This is a genomic window from Pseudomonas psychrophila HA-4, assembly GCF_000282975.1.
In the GTDB taxonomy this organism is placed as follows: domain Bacteria; phylum Pseudomonadota; class Gammaproteobacteria; order Pseudomonadales; family Pseudomonadaceae; genus Aquipseudomonas; species Aquipseudomonas psychrophila_A.
The window spans coordinates 40,979-63,752 of record NZ_ALJC01000015.1; the positions used below are offsets into that span (position 1 = coordinate 40,979).

Consider the following 22,774-nt stretch of genomic DNA (forward strand, 5'->3'; position numbering starts at 1 on the left):
TGATCGAGTCCCGCGCCAATGAATACTGAATTTCGCAAAACACTGCCGGGCACCCGGCTGGATTACTTCGACACCCGTGCGGCGGTCGATGCGATCAAACCCGGTGCTTATGACACCCTGCCTTATACCGCTCGCGTGCTGGCCGAAAACCTGGTGCGACGCTGCGATCCGGCCACCCTTAATGCTTCGCTGAGCCAGTTGATTGAGCGCAAGCGCGACCTGGATTTCCCGTGGTTCCCGGCGCGTGTGGTGTGCCACGACATTCTTGGCCAAACCGCCCTAGTTGATTTGGCGGGCCTGCGTGATGCAATCGCGCAACAAGGTGGCGACCCGGCGCAAGTTAACCCGGTGGTGCCGACCCAGTTGATCGTCGATCACTCGCTGGCCGTGGAGTGTGGCGGCTACGATCCCGAGGCGTTTGAAAAGAACCGCGCCATCGAAGACCGCCGCAATGAAGACCGTTTCCACTTTATTGAGTGGACCAAAAAAGCATTCAAAAACGTCGATGTGATCCCGCCGGGCAACGGCATCATGCACCAGATCAACTTGGAGAAAATGTCTCCGGTGATTCAGGTGCGTGACGGCGTGGCCTTCCCGGACACCTGCGTCGGCACTGACAGCCACACGCCGCACGTCGACTCGCTGGGCGTGATCGCCATTGGCGTTGGCGGCCTAGAAGCCGAAAGCGTGATGCTGGGCCGTGCGTCGTGGATGCGCCTGCCGGAAATCGTCGGCGTTGAGTTGACCGGCAAACTGCAACCGGGCATCACCGCCACTGACATGGTGCTGGCGCTGACCGAGTTCTTACGCAAACAGAAAGTGGTCGGTGCTTGGCTGGAGTTCTTCGGCGAAGGCGCCGCGGCGCTGACCTTGGGCGACCGCGCAACCATCTCCAACATGGCCCCGGAATATGGCGCCACGGCTGCGATGTTCTTCATCGACCAGCAAACCATTGATTACCTCAAACTGACGGGGCGTGAAGACCAGCAAGTGCAGTTGGTCGAGCACTACGCCAAGGTCAGCGGCCTGTGGGCTGACAGCCTCAAGGGCGCGCAATACGAGCGCAGCTTGAGCTTTGACCTGTCGTCGGTGGTGCGCAACATGGCCGGTCCGAGCAACCCGCATGCGCGCGTTGCGACCAGCGACCTGGCAGCCAAAGGTATCGCCGGGCAATGGGATGACGTGCCGGGGCAAATGCCTGATGGCGCGGTGATCATTGCTGCCATCACCAGTTGCACCAACACCAGCAACCCGCGCAACGTGATTGCGGCGGGGTTGATTGCGCGTAACGCCAACAAATTGGGGCTGACCCGCAAGCCGTGGGTTAAATCATCGCTGGCCCCGGGTTCGAAAACTGTCGCGCTGTACCTCGACGAAGCCGGTCTTACGGACGAGTTGGAGCAACTGGGCTTTGGCGTTGTGGCCTTTGCCTGCACCACGTGCAACGGCATGTCGGGCGCGCTGGACCCTGTGATTCAGCAAGAAATCATCGACCGTGACCTCTACGCCACGGCGGTGTTGTCGGGCAACCGCAACTTTGACGGTCGTATTCACCCCTACGCCAAGCAAGCCTTTTTGGCATCGCCGCCGCTGGTGGTGGCGTATGCCATTGCCGGGACCATCCGTTTCGACATCGAAAAAGACGTACTGGGCCTCGATGCGAATGGCAATGAAATCCGCCTAAAAGACATCTGGCCAAGCGACGAAGAAATCGACGCGGTGGTCAAGGCGTCGGTTAAACCTGAGCAGTTCCGTCGGGTCTATATCCCGATGTTTGCGATCCATGAAGACACCGGCCCAAAAGTCGAACCGCTGTACGATTGGCGTCCGCAAAGCACCTACATTCGGCGTCCGCCGTATTGGGAAGGTGCGCTGGCAGGTGCGCGTCCGCTCAAAGGCATGCGCCCATTGGCCGTGCTGCCAGACAACATCACCACCGACCACTTGTCGCCCTCCAACGCGATCATGCTCGACAGCGCCGCGGGTGAATACCTGGCGAAAATGGGCCTGCCGGAAGTCGACTTCAACTCCTACGCTACGCACCGTGGCGACCACTTGACGGCCCAGCGCGCGACTTTCGCCAACCCGAAACTGTTCAACGAGATGGTGATCGAGGACGGCAAGGTCAAACAGGGTTCGTTGACCCGCCTTGAGCCTGAAGGCCAAGTGATGCGTATGTGGGAAGCGATTGAAACCTACATGGACCGCAAGCAGCCGCTGATCATTATTGCCGGTGCCGACTACGGTCAGGGCTCGTCCCGCGACTGGGCCGCCAAGGGCGTGCGTCTGGCCGGGGTTGAAGCGATTGCCGCTGAGGGCTTTGAGCGTATACACCGCACTAACTTGGTGGGCATGGGCGTATTGCCGCTGGAGTTTATGCCGGGTACTGATCGCAAAACCCTGCAAATTGACGGCAGCGAAACCTACGACGTCATTGGCGAGCGCACCCCGCGTGCCACGCTGACGCTGGTCATCACCCGCAAAAATGGCGAGCGTGTCGAGGTGCCGGTGACGTGCCGCCTTGATACCGCTGAAGAAGTGTCGATTTATGAAGCGGGCGGCGTGTTGCAGCGCTTTGCTCAGGACTTCCTGGAATCGGCAACCGCATAAACACAACCCTGTAGGCGCGAGCTTGTCTCGCGCCTACAGGGGTTATGACAGGATTCTATTCATGGCTTATGCAGCGCAAATCAAAATCCCGGCGACGTATATGCGGGGCGGGACCAGTAAGGGCGTGTTCTTCAGCCTGCTCGACTTGCCGGCGCAGGCTCAGGTGCCGGGTGCGGCCCGGGATGCCTTGTTGCTGCGGGTGATCGGCAGCCCGGACCCGTACGAGAAGCAAATCGACGGCATGGGCGCCGCCACCTCTAGCACCAGCAAAACCGTGATCGTCAGTAAAAGTCTGCACGCGGACCATGACGTCGACTACCTGTTTGGTCAGGTCTCGATCGACAAGCCTTTTGTGGACTGGAGTGGTAACTGCGGCAATCTTTCGGCGGCGGTTGGCTCCTTTGCCATCAGCAGCGGCTTGGTGGACGCGAGCCGCATCCCCCGCAACGGCACCGCCGTGGTGCGTATCTGGCAAGCCAACATCAGCAAAACCATCATCGCGCATGTGCCCATCACCGACGGCGCGGTGCAGGAAACCGGCGATTTCGAGCTAGATGGGGTTACGTTTCCGGCGGCAGAAGTTCAACTGGAATTTCTCAATCCAGCAGCCGATGAAGAGGGTGCAGGCGGTTCGATGTTTCCCACTGGCAATCTGGTGGACGACCTGGAAGTGCCGGGCGTGGGCAGCTTGAAAGTGACGATGATCAATGCCGGTATTCCGACGATTTTCGTCAACGCGCAGGCTATCGGTTATACCGGAGCCGAGTTGCAAAACGACATCAACAGCGACCCGAAAGCACTGGCCATGTTCGAAACCATTCGCGCCCATGGTGCGTTGCGCATGGGGTTGATCGACACGCTGGAAGACGCGGCCAAGCGTCAGCACACGCCAAAAGTCGCGTTTGTGGCCGGGCCTGTGGATTACGTGTCATCGAGCGGCAAGCCCGTGAGTGCACAAAATGTGGACTTGCTGGTGCGTGCCTTGTCGATGGGCAAGTTGCACCACGCGATGATGGGCACCGCGGCGGTTGCAATTGGCACAGCGGCAGCCATTCCGGGCACGTTGGTTAACCTAGCGGCGGGCGGCGCATTACGCAGCGCTGTGCGCTTTGGTCATCCATCGGGCACGTTGCGCGTTGGCGCCGAGGCCCGGCAAGTAGACGGCGAATGGACCGTGACCAAAGCCATCATGAGCCGCAGTGCGCGGGTCTTGATGGAAGGTTGGGTGCGGGTGCCGGGCGATAGTTTTTAAGGTTGGTCACAACCCTTGTGGGAGCGGGCTTGCTCGCGATGCAGGCGACTTGGTTTATCTGATGAGTTGCGGTGATGCTATCGCGAGCAAGCCCGCTCCCACAAAAGCAAGACTGTATTTCAAAGCGGGCATTTAGACCTGCCGTAAACACTAGCCTGACCCTGAGGATGGAGCACGACACTCACTCACCCAAATGGAGTCAATCCACATGAGCGCCAACGTCGACCTCAACAACCGTCCCGACTATGACCAGGTTTTGCAGGACATTGCCGACTACGTCCTGACGTACCGCATCACTTCCCAGGAAGCCCTGAACACCGCCCGTAACTGTCTGATGGACACCTTGGGCTGCGGCCTGCTGGCACTGCGTTTTCCTGAATGCACCAAGCATCTGGGGCCTATTGTCGAGGGCACGGTGGTGCCGTTCGGCGCCCGTGTGCCTGGTACGTCTTTTCGCCTGGATCCGGTGAAAGCCGCATGGGACATCGGCTGCATCGTGCGCTGGCTGGATTACAACGACACCTGGCTTGCGGCGGAGTGGGGGCATCCATCGGACAATCTGGGCGGGATTCTGGCGGTGGCCGATCACCTCTCGCAAAAGCGCGTGGCCAATGGCGAGGCGCCGTTGACGGTGCGCGCGGTACTTGAAGCGATGATCATGGCGCATGAGATTCAAGGCGTCATTGCCCTGGAAAACTCATTTAATCGTGTCGGGCTGGATCATGTGTTGCTGGTTAAAGTCGCTTCGACGGCGGTGTGCGCCATGTTGATGGGCGCGAACCGCGAGCAGTTATTGTCGGCGCTGTCGCATGCGTTTGTTGATGGTCAGGCGTTGCGTACGTATCGCCACGCGCCGAATGCCGGATCGCGAAAATCCTGGGCGGCGGGCGATGCATCAAGCCGGGGCGTGCGCTTGGCTGGTATTGCGCTACGCGGTGAGATGGGTATTCCCGGTGTGCTGACGGCGCCGCAATGGGGTTTTTACGACGTCTTGTTCAGCCACACCAACAAGGACCTGGCGCTCAAGCCCGATGCTCAGCGCCAGTTCAGCCTGTCGCAGCCTTACGGCACGTATGTGATGGAGAACGTGCTGTTCAAAATCAGTTTTCCAGCTGAGTTTCATGCACAAACTGCCTGCGAGGCGGCGGTGACCTTGCACCCGCAGGTCAAGGACCGCCTGCACGAGATCGACAGAATCGTGATTACAACCCACGAATCAGCGATTCGGATTATTTCCAAGCAAGGCAAATTGGCCAACCCGGCGGACCGTGATCACTGCATTCAATACATGACCGCCGTACCGCTGGCGTTTGGCAATCTGGTGGCCGAGCAGTACGAAGACGACTTTCACGCGGCGCACCCGATCATCGATGAATTGCGCGAGAAGATGGTCATCGTCGAAGAGCCGCGCTACACCCGCGAATACCTGGAAGCCGACAAACGCTCGATTGCCAACGCGATTCAGGTGTTCTTCACAGACGGGACCCGCACCGAGCAAGTGGTGGTGGAGTACCCGATTGGCCATCGTCGGCGCCGGGCAGAGGGTATTCCGTTGCTGGAAGATAAGTTCAAGGCCAACCTGGCGACGCGTTTTGTAGCCCAGCGCTGCCAGCAGATTTTTGAACTGTGCAAAGACCAGGCGAAGCTTGAGGCGACGCCGGTTCACACATTTGTAGGACTCTTCGAGCAGTAAGAACAGTTGCAAGCTACAAGCTGCAAGTAAAAGCAGGCACTGCGCCATCTGGCTTTCACCTTGCAGCTTGTTGCTAGATTCATTTGAAACGTCTTTCTACGCCTTTCTCGACCAGGATCTTGGCCGAGATTTCTTCGACCGAGAAATGCGTGGAGTTGATGTGTGGGATGTTTTCACGTTGGAACAGGCGCTCAACCTCGCGAACTTCAAACTCGCACTGGGCAAAACTGGAGTAACGGCTATTGGGTTTGCGCTCGTTACGAATGGCCGTCAAACGGTCGGGGTCGATGGTCAGGCCGAACAGTTTGTGTTTGTGCTGGCGCAGGGCCGGTGACAACTTGAGGTTTTCCATGTCGTCTTCGGTCAACGGGTAGTTGGCCGCCCGAATGCCAAATTGCATGGCCATGTACAAGCACGTCGGGGTTTTGCCACAACGCGACACGCCCACCAGAATCAGGTCGGCCTTGTCGTATTTGTGGGTGCGCGCGCCGTCATCGTTGTCGAGGGCAAAGTTCACCGCCTCGATACGCTCCATGTAATTGGAGTTGTGGCCAATAGAGTGCGATTTGCCGACCGAGTATGAAGAGTGCTCAGCCAGTTCTTGTTCAAGTGGCGCTAGGAAACTGGAAAAGATGTCGATCATGAAGCCATTGGAAGTGGCCAGGATCTCGCGAATATCCTGATTGACAATAGTGTCGAAGATGATCGGGCGAAGGCCGTCTTTTTCGGCGGCGTTATCGATTTGTTGTACCATTACCCGCGCTTTTTCTACGCTATCGATGTAAGGGCGTGTGAATTTGCTGAAGGTCACATTTTCAAATTGTGCCAACAAACTTTGACCGAGGGTCTCGGCTGTAATGCCGGTGCCGTCGGAAATAAAGAAAGCAGATCGTTTCATTTGCGCCTTGGGCCTTAAGCTGGTGACGTTTCTTGGATATGATAGGCGCGATTTTGTCGCCCTGAATGGCAGGCAGTGTCACTTATTTTCCAGGTCCAGGCCACAAACGCTGAGATGCTCCAGAGATGAGTGTCCAGCGCCCTGAGCTTTTCCCAACACAGTTAGTGGAGAGATCACCTTGGTAGAGTACGTAGTTTCCCTCGATAAGCTCGGCGTCCATGATGTGGAGCACGTAGGGGGCAAGAACGCATCCCTCGGCGAGATGATCAGCAACCTGGCAGGCGCTGGCGTTTCGGTTCCCGGTGGTTTTGCAACGACGTCCCAGGCTTACCGTGATTTTCTTGAGCTGAGCGGCTTGAACGATCAGATCCATGCAGCGCTGGACGCGCTGGATGTTGATGACGTGAATGCCTTGGCCAAGACCGGCGCCCAGATCCGTCAATGGATCATGGAAGCTGAGTTCCCTGAGAAACTCAACGCTGAAATTCGTACTGCCTTTGCCTCTCTGTCTCAAGGCAACCCTGACATGGCCGTCGCCGTGCGCTCTTCGGCCACTGCCGAAGACTTGCCGGATGCCTCCTTTGCCGGCCAGCAAGAAACCTTCCTGAACATCCGTGGCGTTGAAAACGTGATCCGTGCGGCCAAAGAGGTGTTTGCCTCCTTGTTCAATGACCGTGCGATTTCCTACCGCGTGCACCAAGGCTTTGACCACAAACTGGTCGCCCTGTCGGCAGGCGTGCAGCGCATGGTGCGCTCCGAAACCGGCACTGCGGGTGTGATGTTCACTCTAGACACAGAGTCGGGCTTCCGTGACGTGGTGTTTATCACTGGCGCCTACGGCCTGGGCGAAACCGTCGTCCAGGGCGCGGTAAACCCGGACGAGTTTTACGTTCATAAGCAAACCCTGGAAGCCGGTCGTCCTGCCATTCTGCGCCGCAACCTGGGCAGCAAAGCCATCAAGATGATTTACGGCGACGAAGCCAAGGCCGGTAAGTCGGTCAAGGTGATCGACGTTGAGAAGGCCGATCGCGAGCGTTTCTGCCTGACCGACGCTGAAGTAAGCGAACTGGCCAAGCAAGCGATGATCATCGAGAAGCACTATAAGTGCCCGATGGATATCGAGTGGGCCAAAGACGGCGATGACGGCAAGCTGTACATCGTTCAGGCCCGTCCTGAAACCGTGAAAAGCCGTACCCAGGCCAACGTGATGGAGCGCTACCTGCTTAAAGAAACCGGCACTGTGCTGGTGGAAGGTCGCGCGATTGGCCAGCGTATTGGCGCTGGCAAGGTTCGCATCATTAAAGACGTCTCCGAGATGGACAAAGTCCAACCGGGCGACGTGCTGGTATCGGACATGACCGACCCAGACTGGGAACCGGTTATGAAGCGCGCCAGCGCCATCGTGACCAACCGCGGCGGCCGTACTTGCCACGCTGCGATCATTGCGCGAGAGCTGGGCATCCCCGCTGTAGTGGGTTGCGGTAATGCCACTCAGCTGTTGAAAGACGGCCAGGGCGTGACGGTTTCCTGTGCCGAAGGCGATACCGGTTTTATCTTTGAGGGCGAACTGGGCTTCGACATCAAGAAAAACTCGGTTGATGCCATGCCGGAACTGCCGTTCAAAATCATGATGAACGTGGGTAACCCGGACCGTGCATTTGACTTCGCACAGTTGCCGAACGCCGGTGTGGGCTTGGCCCGTCTGGAGTTCATCATCAACCGTATGATCGGCGTGCACCCTAAGGCGTTGCTGAACTACGACGGTTTGCCACAAGAAATCAAAGACAGCGTCGATAAGCGCATTGCTGGCTACAACGATCCAGTCGATTTCTACGTCGACAAACTGGTTGAAGGGATCAGCACCCTCGCTGGCGCGTTTACTCCGAAGAAAGTGATCGTGCGTCTGTCGGACTTTAAGTCCAATGAATACGCGAACCTGATCGGCGGCAAGTTGTACGAGCCGGAAGAAGAAAACCCGATGCTGGGCTTCCGTGGTGCTTCGCGTTACATCAGCGAAAACTTCCGCGATTGCTTCGAACTCGAATGCCGCGCCCTCAAGCGTGTGCGCAACGACATGGGCTTTACCAACGTCGAAATCATGGTGCCATTCGTGCGCACCTTGGGCGAAGCAAGCCAGGTGATCGACTTGCTGGCTGAAAACGGCCTCAAACGCGGTGAAAATGGTCTGCGCATCATCATGATGTGTGAACTGCCGTCCAACGCGATTCTGGCTGAGGAGTTCCTTGAATTCTTCGACGGCTTCTCGATCGGCTCCAACGACCTGACTCAGCTGACCCTGGGGCTGGACCGTGACTCGGGTGTGATCGCGCACTTGTTCGATGAGCGTAACCCGGCGGTTAAGAAGCTGCTGTCCAACGCTATTCAGGCGTGCAACAAGGCAGGCAAATACATCGGTATTTGCGGCCAAGGACCATCCGACCACCCGGATCTGGCGCTGTGGTTGATGGAGCAGGGCATTGAAAGTGTGTCGCTGAACCCGGACACCGTGCTGGAAACCTGGTTCTTCTTGGCAGAAGGTCAAGCCCAGGCTTGAGTCGTTGAGAGAAGGGCAGGGCTGCCATCAGGCAGTTCTGCTCTTTATAAGCAGTTTTAGGGCGAGTTCCGATGTGGATTCGCCCTTTTTTGTGCAAGAGCATTATGCAAAGCAGCAGTCATCTTTTTCCCGTTGCCCTGATTAGCGCTGAGCGTCGGGGGGATCTGAGCGAAGACGTTTATCGCTTGAAGCCCGCTAACAGCCCGGATATTTCCGTGGAGTTGGTGGTCACCCGCCTGGGCATGGCCGACGCCAGCCAGGTGCGGGGCGTGCCGGTTATCCTGTTACACGGCAGCTTTTCCAATCGACGTTTCTGGTACTCGCCCAAAGGTGTCGGGCTGGGCGCGTTTTTGGCGCGTGCAGGCTTTGATGTGTGGCTGCCCGAAATGCGCGGGCATGGGCTGTCGTCGCGCAATATTCACTGGGCCAGAAATCGCGTGGCTGACTATGCCCGCTACGATTTGCCGGCCATCAGTGCGTTTGTGCGTGAGCAAAGCGGGCAAGTGCCGCACTGGATCGGCCACTCTCAAGGGGCTATCAGTCTGGCTGCGGCCCTGGGTGGTCAGTATCTGGAGGCGGATGACGTGGCCTCGGTCGCGTTTTTTGGCTGCCAGATCAACCGTCGTTATTGGTCACTGAAAATTGCGCCGGTGCAATGGTGCGCTTATCTGCTGTTGAAGCGTTTTACGCACTTGTCGGGCACACGGCTCAAACGCGGGCCGGAAGACGAACCTGTCAGCATCGCCCTTGAAACCTTGCGCTGGAATGGCTTTCTGGGCCGTTTCAAAGACGCTGAGCGGGATTGGTGGGCCGGGCTGGCTGAGGTCCAATTGCCTGCGCTGGTAGTGGCTGCGCAAGGTGATCGGGTAACGCCTGAGTGGGCATGCCGTAAATTGTATGACCAGTTAGGCTCTGCGCAGCGCACGTTTGTCTCTTTGGCGCGCGGGCAGACATTCAGCTCTGACTTTGGTCACGTCGAGATGTTGGTAAGTCCGGCGGCTCAACAAGAGGTCTGGCCATTGGTACTTGATTGGCTGGCACAGGATGAAACGCGCTGATACGTGTTGTCGGGGTTTCGATCGGTAAAGGTTGCGGCTAATATCTGACGAATCAGCTTCTTATAGTCATATTGTGTGAGTGCTTGGTCGATTGGTCCTCTGGGTCATCTATAAAGGCAGCTTCCATCAGAACGTCTATAACGTTAGCAACCCTCGTTGCGCCTACCTTTTAACAGGAGCTTTTTCATGAACCACTACATCACTCCCGATTTGTGCGATGCCTACCCTGAGCTGGTGCAGGTGCTGGAGCCCATGTTCAGTAACTTTGGCGGGCGTGACTCCTTTGGTGGCGAGATTGTGACCATCAAATGCTTTGAAGATAACTCGCTGGTCAAAGACCAGGTCGAGCTTAAGGGCAATGGCAAGGTCTTGGTGGTGGATGGGGGTGGTTCCCTGCGTCGAGCCCTGTTGGGTGACATGCTGGCTGAAAAAGCGGCCAAAAATGGCTGGGAAGGGTTGGTGATTTACGGCTGCATTCGCGACGTGGACGTCATAGCGCAAACAGACCTTGGCGTTCAGGCCTTGGCCAGTCACCCGTTGAAGACTGACAAGCGCGGGATCGGTGACTTGAACGTGGCTGTCACGTTTGCAGGCGTCACGTTCCGCCCGGGAGAATTCATTTATGCGGATAACAATGGCGTTATTATTTCGCCTTCTGCGCTGAAAATGCCCGACTAAACGCTTTGACGACAAGGATCACGGATGTTTGAGGAAGACAACGCGCAGTGGGGGCTGGTGCATGCCCTGCTGCTGGACGGTGAGGGCGGTGCGCGGCCCATTTCGCGCTCCGACCTGAATGACCTTGAGCTTAAAAGCCATGAAAGCCTTTGGTTGCACTGGGATCGCAGTCACCCGCAAACCCAGAGCTGGTTACGCACTTCGAGCGGTTTGAGCGATTTCAGCTGCGACTTGCTGCTTGAAGAAAACACCCGTCCACGCTTGCTGCCATTGCCCGATAACGAGCTCTTGCTGTTTTTGCGCGGGGTGAACCTCAATCCAGGTGCCGAGCCTGAAGACATGGTGTCGCTGCGTATTTTCGGCAGTTCGCAACGGGTCATTTCGTTGCGCTTTCGGCCGTTGCGCGCGATTGATGAAATGCTGAGTGACTTCGAGCATGGCGAAGGTCCAAAAAACCCCGCTGAACTGATGCTTTACCTCGCTCAGTACCTGACGCTGAAAGTTCAGGATTTGATCGGTGAGCTGTCTGAAATCGTCGATGACGAAGAAGATAAAATAGATGCCGACGAACGGTATACCCCTGAACACAGCGCTATTTTGCAGATCCGCCGCAGGGCAGCAGGCTTGCGCCGTTTTCTGGCACCCCAGCGTGATATTTTCGGTCAGCTAACGCGTACAAAACTACCGTGGTTCAGCAGCGATGTGGCTGATTACTGGAACGAACTCAACAACAGTCTGACGCGCTATCTCGAAGAGCTCGAACTGACCCGCGAGCGCGTGGGGCTGGTTCTTGAGGCGGTAGATCGTCGTTTGAATGTGCGTATGAGTCGCATCATGTACCGCTTTGGTGTGCTCACCGGGATCTTCTTGCCGATTACCTTTATGACCGGCTTGTTGGGGATCAACGTAGGCGGTGTGCCGTTCTCCGATAACCCTTATGGTTTTGCCGTGATGTGCGCTGTGATGCTGGTTATTGGTTTGGGGCAGTGGTGGTTTTATCGCCGTTTGCAGTGGCTGTGAACACGCGTGAATGTGACCCGATGTAAATAGCCTGCGTCTTTCACAGACATACCGAGAGGTGCTTATGCACGATCCGTTTGAACAGTCGTTGCGTGAAATGCTCAAGGCGCCATCGTCCACCCGAGACGACGATGCGTGTTTGGGTCGAGTTCTGAAAACCGCTAACCGACAGGTTGGCGCGGGTGACCTTTTCAGTTTGCCGGGTCGCTGGATGCAAGCACTGACGATTGCTTTGAATAGCGGTTCCGCTCATATTGCGCCCGTTTCGCGGCGCAAACCTGCTGCTCGCCCTGTTGATAAGGCTGATTGAACATGGAACTTGATCTCTGGACCCAGAGCCTGGTCACGGCAATGACTGCCTTGTGGACTAAAATAGCCAACTTCATTCCGAACCTTTTCGGGGCGCTGGTGGTCGTACTGCTAGGTTTCGTGGTTGCCAAACTGCTTGATACCTTGCTGTCGAAATTGCTTGCAAAACTGGGCCTTGACCGCCTCATGGGTGGCACTGGCCTGACCAAGATCCTGGCGCGTGTGGGCATCAAGGTGCCCATCTCGACCTTGATCGGAAAAATTGTCTATTGGTTCATCCTGCTGGTCTTTCTGGTGTCAGCGGCTCAATCGCTGGGCCTGGATCGCGTTTCTGCAGCACTGGATATTTTTACGGTTTATTTGCCCAAGGTGTTTGGCGCGCTGCTAGTGTTGCTAGCGGGTGTGCTGGTAGCACAACTGCTCAATGGTTTAGTGCGTGGTGCTGCCGAAAGTGTCGGCTTTGATTACGCAAGCGGCTTGGGACGTGTGGCGCAGGGCTTGGTCATCATCATCAGTATTTCGGTCGCAATTAGTCAGTTAGAGGTTAAAACCGACCTCCTGAACCATGTGATTGTGATTGTGTTGATTACCGTTGGTCTGGCTGTCGCCTTAGCGATGGGGCTGGGAAGTCGTGAAATTGCCGGGCAGATTCTTGCCGGGATCTATGTGCGTGAGTTGTATCAGGTGGGGCAAGAAGTGCGAGTTGGCGAGGTCGAAGGGCAGATCGAAGAGATCGGCACGGTTAAAACCACATTGCTGACCGAGGAAGGTGAGCTAGTCTCAATTTCCAATCGGATTTTGCTGGAGCAGCATGTGACCAGTCGCTAATGCGGCAAACCCTGCTAATGTATGCCGCCGTAAAAACGCCTGCTTCTGAGGTTGATACGGTGGCCATTGACCTGACTGTCGGCACGACTCGTTTTGAATAAAGCCCAACCGCTGTCCATGCGCTACGACCCCCGTGAGCTCTCTGATGAGGAGTTGGTTGCGCGCGCGCATGATGAGTTGTTCCACGTTACACGTGCTTATGAAGAATTGATGCGTCGCTATCAACGCACTTTGTTCAACGTTTGTTCAAGGTATTTAGGGAACGATAGGGACGCTGATGATGTCTGTCAGGAAGTGATGCTTAAGGTGCTGTACGGCTTGAAGAATTTTGAGGGCAAATCGAAATTCAAGACATGGCTATATAGCATCACTTACAACGAATGCATCACACAGTATCGGAAAGAACGGCGAAAGCGTCGCTTGATGGACGCATTAAGTATTGACCCCCTTGAGGAAGCGTCTGAGGAAAAGGCGCCGAAACCTGAGGAAAAGGGCGGACTTGATCGCTGGTTGGTGCATGTGAACCCGATTGATCGCGAAATTTTAGTGCTGCGTTTTGTCGCAGAACTGGAATTTCAGGAAATCGCAGACATAATGCATATGGGTTTGAGCGCGACGAAGATGAGATACAAGCGTGCTCTTGATAAATTGCGTGAGAAATTTGCAGGTATTGCTGAAACTTAGTTCAGTGCAAATGGATCTACGTGTAGGTAAGGTCTGATAGACTTGCCGCCGAGTTGTCCCCCGGTATGTGGGACTGCTTTACAATCACCAGATGGGGATTTAACGGATGAAACTGAAAAACACCTTGGGCATTGCCATTGGTTCCTTTGTAGCCGCAACTTCGTTCGGTGCCCTGGCACAAGGCCAAGGCGCGGTCGAGGGTGAACTGTTCTACAAAAAACAGTACAACGACAGCGTCAAGCACGTAGAAGACGGTTACAACCCAGGCGCATCGATCGGTTACTTCCTGACCGACGACGTTTCGTTGAACCTGACCTACGACACCACTAACCACACCCGTTCGAACGACGGCACTGGCCATCAGAAAATCAAAGGCGACAACTTTGGTCTGAACGCTCAGTACCACTTCGGCACCGTAGGTGACGCACTGCGTCCATACGTTTCCGGTGGCGTTGCTCACAAGAGCATGACCAACGTAGAAGCTGACGGCCACAGCGGTCGCGACAAGTCGACTTTCCTGACTGCCGGCGCTGGCGTTAAGTGGTACATCACTGACAACTTGTTCGCCCGTGCAGGCGTTGAAGCTGACTACAAACTGGACAACGGCAAGTGGGACTACGCTCCTACCGTTGGCCTGGGTGTTAACTTCGGCGGCAGCGGCGGCAAAGTAGCTCCGGCTCCAGTTCCAGCTCCAGCACCAATCGCTGAGCCAGAACCAGAAGCTCCGATCGCTGAAGTTGTTAAAGTTGAGCTGGACGTTAAGTTCGACTTCGACAAAGCAGTTGTTAAGTCTCAGTACCTGCCAGACATCAAGAACGTTGCTCAGTTCATGCAGCAGTACCCAGCAACCAACACTACTGTGAATGGTTACACTGACAGCGTCGGTACCGATGCTTACAACCAGAAGCTGTCGCAGCGTCGTGCTGACTCTGTGCGTCAAGCTCTGGTTCAGCAAGGTGTTTCTGCTGGTCGTGTAGACGCAGTTGGCCACGGTAAAGCTGATCCAATCGCTACCAACTCGACTGATGAAGGTCGTGCTCTGAACCGTCGCGTAGAAGCAGTTGTTCAAGCTCAAGCTAAGTAATTTTTAGCTCGCTTGATCAGAAAAACCCGGCTTAGGCCGGGTTTTTCTTTGCCTGTGATTTGCCGGGTGTCGCAGCTATAATCGCGCCCTCTTTCCGTTATCTTTAGAGTCCATTGCGCCCATGTATAACCTGGCCCGCCAGCTGCTTTTCAAACTTTCCCCTGAAACCTCTCACGATCTGTCCTTGGACTTGATCGGCGCGGGCGGCCGTCTGGGGCTTAATGGTTTGTTGTGCAAGGCACCGGCGAAGCTGCCAGTGACAGTCATGGGGCTAAACTTTCCAAACCCGGTCGGGCTGGCCGCAGGTCTGGATAAAAACGGTGCAGCCATCGATGGCTTCGCCCAATTGGGTTTTGGTTTTGTTGAAGTCGGCACGGTGACCCCGCGTCCTCAGCCGGGCAATCCCAAGCCGCGTATTTTTCGATTGCCTGAAGCGCAGGCAATCATCAATCGTATGGGGTTCAACAACCTTGGCGTTGATCATTTGTTGAACCGTGTACAGGCGGCCAAATACACCGGCATCTTGGGGATCAATATCGGCAAAAACTTCGACACGCCGGTTGAGCGTGCCGTTGATGATTACCTGATTTGCCTAGACAAGGTTTACGCCTACGCCAGCTACGTGACCGTCAACGTCAGCTCACCTAACACGCCGGGTCTGCGCAGCTTGCAGTTTGGGGATTCGCTCAAGCAATTGCTCGAAGCCTTACAGCTGCGTCAGAACGAACTCACGCAACGCCACGGTAAGCGCGTACCTCTGGCGATTAAGATCGCGCCTGACATGACAGACGAAGAAACCGTTCTCGTGGCTCAGGCGCTGCTAGAGACCGGTATGGATGCTGTGATTGCGACCAATACCACGCTTAGCCGCGTCGGCGTAGAAGGTTTGGCGCACGGTGACGAAGCGGGCGGTTTGTCTGGCGCTCCAGTGCTGGAAAAAAGCACCCATACGGTCAAAGTGCTTGCCGCTGAGTTGGCGGGGCGGATGCCGATCATCGCCGCAGGCGGTATTACTGAAGGCAAGCATGCGGCTGAGAAAATCGCCGCAGGTGCCAGCCTGGTGCAAATTTACTCGGGGTTCATCTACAAAGGACCGGCTTTGATTCGTGAGTCGGTTGATGCCATTTCATCCTTGGGCCGCCAATAAGCAGCACAGCTAAAAACAGGCATAAAAAAGGGCTCCTCTAAGGAGCCCTTGGGCCGAAGCCCGCCGCCTGGATAGGACGGCAAGGTTAAATCGTTGCAGCTTCGTGGTGGTGTTACGTGCCCGGTATTAACCGACGGCGTGAAGTTCGTTGAGTCTGTGGATGCCCGCAGTGCCAGTCATACCGTCCCAGTTGTCGCCGCGTCCTTCGCGCCAGCCGTTAATCCAGGCTTGGCGTACCGACGGTAGAGTAAAAGGGCAAAGCTCACGGGATTTACCATGAACGCCATATTGATATCCGCGTAAAAAAGCTTTTTCCAACGGATCACGCTTAAGTCTTCTCATAGGGTGTTGCCCTCACTTGTTGACTGTTTTTTATAGCGTCGACCTACCAGAGGTCGGGGCAGAGTGTTCTGCCGTTGGGTGCTCGCTGCCGGCGTGGCGAGCCTTTTCGTTATCACCTGTGCGGCGACAACCTGAGTCCATTTCTAACCAAAGCACTCAGATGATGGAATGATCGTTTTGTCATAAGGACGTAACGAAAATGATGTTAGTGCCATAAGAAAAGCTGCTTTTTCAGGCTCGGGTTCGACTAAAGCCTGATAGGACGAGCGCTTGCAAAGATGATGAGTTTCATTCTCTGTCGCGAATAGCCTCTGGTTTCACTCAGGTACTATTCGACGAAGGGTCTGGATATGACTAATTGTTTCTTAATGAATGAACTGCTTCAGCGTCTAGACTCACCTTGCATCATGGCGGGTTCTGTCGTTGAAGTGGAACGGCACAGTTTCGTGCCACACGAGCGCTCTTCAAGAAAAGCGCTTGATTGAAAACGGAGTAGGCAATGCGTTGCCTCCTCACAGAAAGCTAAAAGCTCAGGAATCCCATGTCGGATCGTTACGAACTCTTCCTTACCTGCCCCAAAGGCCTTGAAGGCCTTCTCCTTGAGGAGGCTATCGGCCTTGGTCTTGAGGAAGCCCGCGAGCACACCTCAGCCATTCGCGGCATGGCAGATATGGAAACTGCCTACCGTCTGTGCCTGTGGTCGCGTCTGGCCAACCGTGTGCTGCTGGTACTCAAGCGCTTCCCGATGAAGGACGCGCAAGACCTGTATCACGGCGTACTGGACGTTGAATGGCATGACCATATGGTCCCGGACGGCACACTGGCCGTTGAATTCAGTGGGCACGGCTCGGGCATCGACAACACTCACTTTGGTGCTTTGAAAGTGAAAGATGCCATCGTCGACAAGCTGCGCACGCCATCTGGCGAGCGCCCGTCGATTGATAAGTTCAGTCCTGACCTACGCATCCATCTACGTCTGGACCGTGGCGAAGCGATTCTGTCCCTCGACTTGTCGGGCAGCAGCTTGCACCAGCGCGGCTACCGTCTGCAGCAAGGTGCTGCACCGCTGAAAGAAAACCTCGCGGCGGCGATTCTGATCCGTGCTGGCTGGCCACGTATGGCGGCCGAAGGTGCAGCACTGGCTGACCCGATGTGCGGTGTGGGCACGTTCCTGGTTGAGGGCGCGATGATCGCCGCCGACATGGCGCCGAACCTTAATCGTATCCATTGGGGTTTTGATGCGTGGCTGGGTCACGTCCCGGCCATCTGGAAAAAACTTCACGAAGAAGCGACCGAGCGTGCGGAAATTGGCATGGCCAAGCCGCCACTCTGGATCCGTGGTTATGAGGCGGACCCGCGCCTGATCCAGCCAGCGCGCAATAACATCGAGCGTGCGGGGCTGAGCCACTGGATCAAGATTTATCAGGGCGAAGTCGCGACGTTCGAGCCGCGTCCTGACCAAAACCAAAAAGGCCTGGTCATCTGCAACCCTCCGTACGGCGAGCGTCTGGGTGATGAGGCAAGCTTGCTCTACCTTTACCAGAACCTTGGTGAGCGCCTGCGTCAGGCGTGTTTGAACTGGGAGGCTGCGGTGTTTACTGGCGCCCCGGACCTGGGCAAGCGCATGGGTATTCGCAGCCACAAACAGTATTCGTTCTGGAACGGCGCTTTGCCGTGCAAGCTGCTGTTGATCAAGGTTACGCCAGACCAGTTCGTCACCGGCGAGCGTCGCACTCCTGAGCAGCGTCAGGCGGAGCGCGAGCAGGCCGAATCGGACCTGCCGTCCAATATCGAAGCACCGACCAAATACGAGAAATTCAACAAAAACGGTAACCCGATCAAACCGGCCCCGGTGGTGATCGAGCAGCCGCGCTTGAGCGAAGGCGGGCAGATGTTTGCCAACCGCCTGCAAAAGAACCTCAAGGCGCTGAGCAAGTGGGTTAAGCGTGAAGGCATTGATTGCTACCGCGTTTACGATGCGGACATGCCTGAATACTCGATGGCCATCGACCTGTACCACGACTGGGTACACGTCCAGGAATACGCGGCGCCTAAATCCATTGATCCCGAAAAAGCCTCGGCCCGTATGTTTGATGCGCTGGCGGCCATCCCGCAGGCGCTGAACATCGACAAGAGCCGCGTGATCGTCAAGCGTCGCGAGCGCCAGAGCGGCACCAAGCAGTACGAGCGTCAAAGTGCGCAGGGCAAGTTCACCGAGGTCAATGAAGGCGGCGTGAAGCTGCTGGTGAACCTCACCGACTACTTGGACACGGGCCTGTTTCTGGATCACCGTCCAATGCGTATGCGGATTCAGAAAGAGGCCGCTGGCAAGCGTTTCCTCAATCTGTACTGCTACACCGCGACTGCCAGCGTGCACGCAGCTAAAGGCGGCGCGCGCAGCACCACCAGCGTTGACTTGTCGAAAACCTATCTGGACTGGGCGCGCCGCAACCTGTCATTGAACGGTTTTTCTGACAAAAACCGTCTGGAGCAGGGCGATGTGATGGTGTGGCTGGATGCCTGCCGTGAAGAGTACGACATGATCTTCATTGATCCGCCGACCTTCTCCAACTCCAAACGCATGGAAGGCATCTTTGACGTCCAGCGCGATCATGTGCAGTTGCTGGACTTGGCCATGGCGCGTCTGGCGCCGGGCGGCGTGCTGTACTTCTCGAACAACTTCCGCAAGTTCATCCTCGATGAGCATTTGGAAGCGCGTTACGCCGTTGAAGAAATTACGGCTAGCACCATCGACCCTGACTTTGCCCGCAATAGCAAAATCCACCGTGCTTGGAAAATCATGGCCCGTTAAGGGGTATTGATACAGGCATAAAAAAACGCCCCTGATCGTAAGGTCAGGGGCGTTTTTTATGGCCTGCTAAAAATACCCGCCTCAGCGCTAAAGCCAGCTCCCAGCAAAAAACTTACTGGGCGATGGACACTGCGCTGTTAGCGACTGCTGGCTGGCGATACAGGTCGAGCAATACCTGGTCGAGAATCGAGGAAGCACCCCAAGGGCGAGGGTCGTTGAGGATGGCGACAACGGCCCACGTGTCGCCGTTGCTGTCGCGGCTAAAGCCCGAAATGGCGCGAACGGTGTTCAGGGTGCCCGTCTTGATATGGGCTTGGCCGTTCATGGCGGTGGTTTTCAGGCGTTTGCGCATGGTGCCGTCTTTACCGGCAATCGGCATTGAACTGATGAACTCGGCAGCGTAGGGGCTTTTCCAGGCCGCCTGGAGCATTTGTGCCATTTCTCGTGCGCTGACACGTTCAGCGCGCGACAGGCCAGAGCCGTTTTCCATGACCAGGTGCGGCGCGGTGATGCCTTTTTTGGCCAGCCACTGGCGCACAACACGCTGTGCGGCCTTGGCGTCATCACCGTCGGCGTCTGTACGGAATTGCGCACCGAGGCTCAGGAAGAGTTGCTGAGCCATGGTGTTGTTGCTGTATTTGTTAATGTCGCGAATGATCTCGGCCAAATCTGGCGAGTAGGCGCGAGCCAGCAACTTAGCACTTTTTGGCACGCTGGCCTGACGGTCCTGGCCTTGAATACTGCCGCCCAGTTCTTTCCAGATGGCCCGCACTGCGCCTGCGGTGTAAGTCGCGTGGTCAAGCAACGACAGGTAAGTCTGGGAGTTGCAGCCGTCAGCCAATTGGCCGCTGACGGTGACTACGACCGAGCCGTCCGGCTGCGTGACGGGGTTGTAGCGCACGTCGCCACTGCACTGTTTAGCGTTGATGGCTTTGACTTGATTGTCGATGCGAATGCTTGCAATCGGCGGTTCGACCGAAACGAGTACCTTGCCCGAGTCGTTGCGTGCCACAAAGCGCAGGGCCTTGAGGTTGACCATCAGCGCGTCGGGCTTAACTAGGAACGGTTTGTTTTCGTCGTTGCCATCATCGTTAAACGCTGGCAATTGCGGTTGTTCGAAGAAATTGCGGTCCAGTACCAGATCGCCGGTCACTTGCTGCACGCCATTGGCACGCAGGTCGCGCATCAGCAGCCAGAGCTTTTCCATGTTGAGTTTGGGATCGCCGCCGCCCTTGAGGTAGAGGTTGCCTTGCAATATCCCGTTATTAAGCGTGCCATCGGTATAGAACTCGGTTTTCCACTGATGGGTCGGGCCGAGCATTTCGAGGGCCGCGTACGTGGTCACCAGTTTCATGGTGGAAGCCGGGTTCATCGACACATCGGCATTGAACACGGTCGGGACACCGGGGCCGGTGAGCGGCAGCAATACCAGCGATAGGGCATCGTTTTGCAGCTTGTTGGTCTTAAGCGCTTGTTGAACTTTGGGCGACAGGGTGGTGTTGACGGGGGCGGCATTGGCGCCGAAGGCGAGCGGCAAAAACAGGCTGGCCAGAAGCAATGGTCGTAAAGATTTGATCATCTGAAGTAAAACCCTGCAGGCGAGGGGGAAAATACGAGGGCATGAAAAAAGACCCTCAATGGTCATAAAAGTGTTGGCATTATGCCCGAAGGTCATCGGGCTTGTGCATTAGCGTGTGACAGGCAATAGCTTATTTATAGTAGAAAACGATGAGCCGTTCACACGGAACCGGGCAGTCGTAGCCTTAAGCTGGTAAAGTGCCGCCCGTAATTACTTATGAGGATTGTTCAATGGCTACTAATCGTTCCCAGCGTCTGCGCAAAAAACTGTGCGTTGATGAATTTCAGGAGCTGGGTTTTGAGCTAAACCTGGATTTCAAAGAAGACCTGTCGGAAGAAGCTATCGACGCATTCCTTGACGCTTTCTTGAAAGAAGCCATGGAAGCTAACGGTCTGGGCTATGTTGGCGGCGATGACTACGGTCTGGTTTGCCTGCAAAAGCGCGGTTCGGTCAGTGCAGAGCAGCGTGCAGCTGTAGAAGCCTGGTTGAAAGCTCGCACCGAGCTGACCAACGCTGAAGTTAGCCCGCTGATCGACGTGTGGTACCCGGAAAAGCCAATCAATCCGGTAGCGTGACGTCAAACACAAAGGCAGCCCGCGCGGCTGCCTTTGTGTATTTATTGCCTTGGCCCGTTCTGGGCGCTGTTTCGAAGCCTTTTTTGATAACTGCCCGCAAAGCCTTGCGTGATTTCGCGTGGGTGTCGCGTGATCAGTTTTCACTGAAGAACTGCACATGGCCCCCGTAGGGGCCGGCTCGCTCCTACGGGGGCAGGGCTACCAAATCGTTTAGTCGTAAATAGCTTTTTTCTTCCAGTCGCCTTCGGCATCGTCGGTTTTAAGGCCTTCGGTCAATTCGTTGACCTCTTCAGTGCTGGGCTCGAGTTGGTTGGTCAAGATGGCGTTGGCGCGGGCCAATTGCGCTTCAAATGCTTTGAGCGACTCGTTATACGGCGTCAGATCAGGCTGTTTGCGCAAATATTGAACGGCGCGTTCATAAGCTAGACGTGCCTGGCCGGGCTGGTTTTGTTGCAACGCCAACTGGCCCAGGTTGTTGAAGAACTCTATATGCACAGCCACCAGTAAATGGCGGATCTCCTTGAGCCATTGTTTGGCTTCGTTGGCTGTTAGTACACGGTCCTTGGCTGCGCGGGTGATTTGGCCGTGCAACGTCTCCAGCAGAAAGCGCACATCTTTAGCCCTAGCTTCTGTCTGGATCGGGCGGGGAGGGTTGTTGACCGGAATCGAATCACCCAATGCAACCAGTGCTTCAAGCTCGGCAACCCGGGCCTTTAATGAAGCGTTGGATTTTTGCAGGTGCAACAGGCGCTGCGTGGCGTTGAGCTCAAGGCGTGTCAGTAGCAGCTTGAGTGCTGATGTCATTAGTTGGCCAGGAAAGGTCTCGTTGACCTCGCTGCAGCGGCGTGTCCGGTCATTGAGCTCAACCCTCAGGCGGGCCTTTTCAACTTTGTTATGTTCCACCACGTGGATCATGTAGCCGATGACGACCAATAGGACGATTCCGGCGACGACAAGCAGGGCGATCATGGAGGGCGTCAACGTTAAAACCTCTTCAGAGTGGTCTGCCGGCGAATGGTGTTGCTGGCAGTGCTGCTATATAGGCATTTTCTGACTGTGCTGTTTGGGTGTGACCAAGGTTTTGACTGTCCATAAAAAGGTGGAGTTCCAATAGGTACAAATGGCCATCACTCAAGCCTCCCAATCATAGCGCCTTGTAGGATGCCGGAATATAGGCGCCAGGAGCCCGCCGCTACACGGTGTCAGAAAAAGCCTCTCGGTGAGGGAAGTCATTGATTTCAATAAATTTTCATATTGGGGTTGACGACTTCCAAAACCATCCCTAGAATGCGCGCCAATTGCAGCGTAAAGCGAACAGCCAAACGCATGTAACCAGTGAAGTTGTAGCGTGTCCCCTTCGTCTAGTGGCCTAGGACACCGCCCTTTCACGGCGGTAACAGGGGTTCGAGTCCCCTAGGGGACGCCATTGCGGGAATAGCTCAGTTGGTAGAGCACGACCTTGCCAAGGTCGGGGTCGCGAGTTCGAGTCTCGTTTCCCGCTCCATTTTTAAGCAGCTTTGCTTTCGGGCGAAGTTGAGTGAAAGCCAAAACAATAACTTCGGTTAATGTGATTGGCACTGAAATGTACAGTGTACGTTTCGGGCAACGTCCCCTTCGTCTAGTGGCCTAGGACACCGCCCTTTCACGGCGG

General features: G+C 55.9%; 18 protein-coding genes and 2 tRNA genes. 16 read left to right on the forward strand and 4 right to left on the reverse strand.

Features of this window, described 5'->3' with window-relative positions:
- The first annotated feature begins 18 nt into the window (after nucleotides 1–18).
- From acnD to prpD, 3 genes are all read left to right on the forward strand, one after another.
- Nucleotides 19–2,610 (forward strand): Fe/S-dependent 2-methylisocitrate dehydratase AcnD, encoded by a 2,592-nt coding sequence (gene acnD, locus B347_RS0101685; protein ID WP_019407984.1) that lies wholly within the window; start codon nucleotides 19–21, stop codon nucleotides 2,608–2,610.
- 61 nt (nucleotides 2,611–2,671) lie between these two features.
- Nucleotides 2,672–3,862, forward strand: a complete 1,191-nt coding sequence (gene prpF / locus B347_RS0101690; RefSeq protein ID WP_019407985.1) for a 2-methylaconitate cis-trans isomerase PrpF — start codon at nucleotides 2,672–2,674, stop codon at nucleotides 3,860–3,862.
- 208 nt (nucleotides 3,863–4,070) lie between these two features.
- Nucleotides 4,071–5,555: a 2-methylcitrate dehydratase gene (gene prpD / locus B347_RS0101695; RefSeq protein ID WP_019407986.1), complete on the forward strand. Its 1,485-nt coding sequence runs from the start codon at nucleotides 4,071–4,073 to the stop codon at nucleotides 5,553–5,555.
- Between the two features lie 79 nt (nucleotides 5,556–5,634).
- Here the strand turns inward: prpD and ppsR are convergent, their stop codons facing one another.
- Entirely contained in the window at nucleotides 5,635–6,453 is an 819-nt protein-coding gene (gene ppsR / locus B347_RS0101700) for a posphoenolpyruvate synthetase regulatory kinase/phosphorylase PpsR (protein WP_019407987.1), read from the reverse strand.
- Nucleotides 6,454–6,631: 178 nt separating this feature from the next.
- Between ppsR and ppsA the strand changes: the two genes are divergently transcribed.
- The 9 genes from ppsA to B347_RS0101750 all read left to right on the forward strand — a co-directional run bounded on the left by ppsA (nucleotide 6,632) and on the right by B347_RS0101750 (nucleotide 15,815).
- On the forward strand, nucleotides 6,632–9,007 hold the full coding sequence (gene ppsA, locus B347_RS0101705; protein WP_026013930.1) for a phosphoenolpyruvate synthase: 2,376 nt from the start codon (nucleotides 6,632–6,634) through the stop codon (nucleotides 9,005–9,007).
- Between the two features lie 104 nt (nucleotides 9,008–9,111).
- Complete coding sequence (locus B347_RS0101710) at nucleotides 9,112–10,065, forward strand: alpha/beta fold hydrolase (RefSeq protein WP_033386943.1); 954 nt, start codon at nucleotides 9,112–9,114, stop codon at nucleotides 10,063–10,065.
- 186 nt (nucleotides 10,066–10,251) lie between these two features.
- Complete coding sequence (gene rraA, locus B347_RS0101715) at nucleotides 10,252–10,743, forward strand: ribonuclease E activity regulator RraA (RefSeq protein ID WP_019407990.1); 492 nt, start codon at nucleotides 10,252–10,254, stop codon at nucleotides 10,741–10,743.
- 24 nt (nucleotides 10,744–10,767) lie between these two features.
- On the forward strand, nucleotides 10,768–11,763 hold the full coding sequence (locus B347_RS0101720) for a zinc transporter ZntB (protein WP_019407991.1): 996 nt from the start codon (nucleotides 10,768–10,770) through the stop codon (nucleotides 11,761–11,763).
- A gap of 64 nt (nucleotides 11,764–11,827) precedes the next feature.
- Nucleotides 11,828–12,073, forward strand: a complete 246-nt coding sequence (locus B347_RS0101725) for a hypothetical protein (protein ID WP_019407992.1) — start codon at nucleotides 11,828–11,830, stop codon at nucleotides 12,071–12,073.
- Nucleotides 12,074–12,075: 2 nt separating this feature from the next.
- On the forward strand, nucleotides 12,076–12,900 hold the full coding sequence (locus B347_RS0101730) for a mechanosensitive ion channel family protein (protein ID WP_019407993.1): 825 nt from the start codon (nucleotides 12,076–12,078) through the stop codon (nucleotides 12,898–12,900).
- Nucleotides 12,901–12,993: 93 nt separating this feature from the next.
- Nucleotides 12,994–13,584: an RNA polymerase sigma factor SigX gene (gene sigX / locus B347_RS0101740; protein ID WP_026013931.1), complete on the forward strand. Its 591-nt coding sequence runs from the start codon at nucleotides 12,994–12,996 to the stop codon at nucleotides 13,582–13,584.
- A gap of 106 nt (nucleotides 13,585–13,690) precedes the next feature.
- On the forward strand, nucleotides 13,691–14,668 hold the full coding sequence (locus B347_RS0101745; RefSeq protein ID WP_019407995.1) for an OmpA family protein: 978 nt from the start codon (nucleotides 13,691–13,693) through the stop codon (nucleotides 14,666–14,668).
- Nucleotides 14,669–14,789: 121 nt separating this feature from the next.
- Entirely contained in the window at nucleotides 14,790–15,815 is a 1,026-nt protein-coding gene (locus tag B347_RS0101750) for a quinone-dependent dihydroorotate dehydrogenase (RefSeq protein WP_019407996.1), read from the forward strand.
- Nucleotides 15,816–15,941: 126 nt separating this feature from the next.
- On the opposite strand, the gene rmf is transcribed toward B347_RS0101750, so the two are convergent.
- Nucleotides 15,942–16,157, reverse strand: coding sequence for a ribosome modulation factor (rmf, locus tag B347_RS25715; protein ID WP_019827662.1), 216 nt, complete (start codon nucleotides 16,155–16,157; stop codon nucleotides 15,942–15,944).
- Between the two features lie 541 nt (nucleotides 16,158–16,698).
- Here rmf and rlmKL point away from each other — a divergent pair.
- Complete coding sequence (gene rlmKL / locus B347_RS0101760) at nucleotides 16,699–18,969, forward strand: bifunctional 23S rRNA (guanine(2069)-N(7))-methyltransferase RlmK/23S rRNA (guanine(2445)-N(2))-methyltransferase RlmL (RefSeq protein ID WP_019407998.1); 2,271 nt, start codon at nucleotides 16,699–16,701, stop codon at nucleotides 18,967–18,969.
- A 112-nt stretch (nucleotides 18,970–19,081) separates the two neighbouring features.
- Here the strand turns inward: rlmKL and dacB are convergent, their stop codons facing one another.
- Complete coding sequence (gene dacB / locus B347_RS0101765; RefSeq protein WP_019407999.1) at nucleotides 19,082–20,548, reverse strand: D-alanyl-D-alanine carboxypeptidase/D-alanyl-D-alanine endopeptidase; 1,467 nt, start codon at nucleotides 20,546–20,548, stop codon at nucleotides 19,082–19,084.
- Between the two features lie 230 nt (nucleotides 20,549–20,778).
- Here dacB and B347_RS0101770 point away from each other — a divergent pair, with 230 nt between their 5' ends.
- Nucleotides 20,779–21,123, forward strand: coding sequence for a YggL family protein (locus B347_RS0101770; RefSeq protein ID WP_019408000.1), 345 nt, complete (start codon nucleotides 20,779–20,781; stop codon nucleotides 21,121–21,123).
- A 210-nt stretch (nucleotides 21,124–21,333) separates the two neighbouring features.
- Here the strand turns inward: B347_RS0101770 and B347_RS0101775 are convergent, their stop codons facing one another.
- Nucleotides 21,334–22,092, reverse strand: coding sequence for a hypothetical protein (locus B347_RS0101775; RefSeq protein WP_019408001.1), 759 nt, complete (start codon nucleotides 22,090–22,092; stop codon nucleotides 21,334–21,336).
- Nucleotides 22,093–22,473: 381 nt separating this feature from the next.
- On the opposite strand from B347_RS0101775, the gene B347_RS0101780 reads away from it, so the two are divergent.
- A tRNA-Glu gene (locus B347_RS0101780) sits at nucleotides 22,474–22,549 on the forward strand.
- A 2-nt stretch (nucleotides 22,550–22,551) separates the two neighbouring features.
- Nucleotides 22,552–22,627, forward strand: a tRNA-Gly gene (locus tag B347_RS0101785).
- Nucleotides 22,628–22,774: the final 147 nt, after the last annotated feature.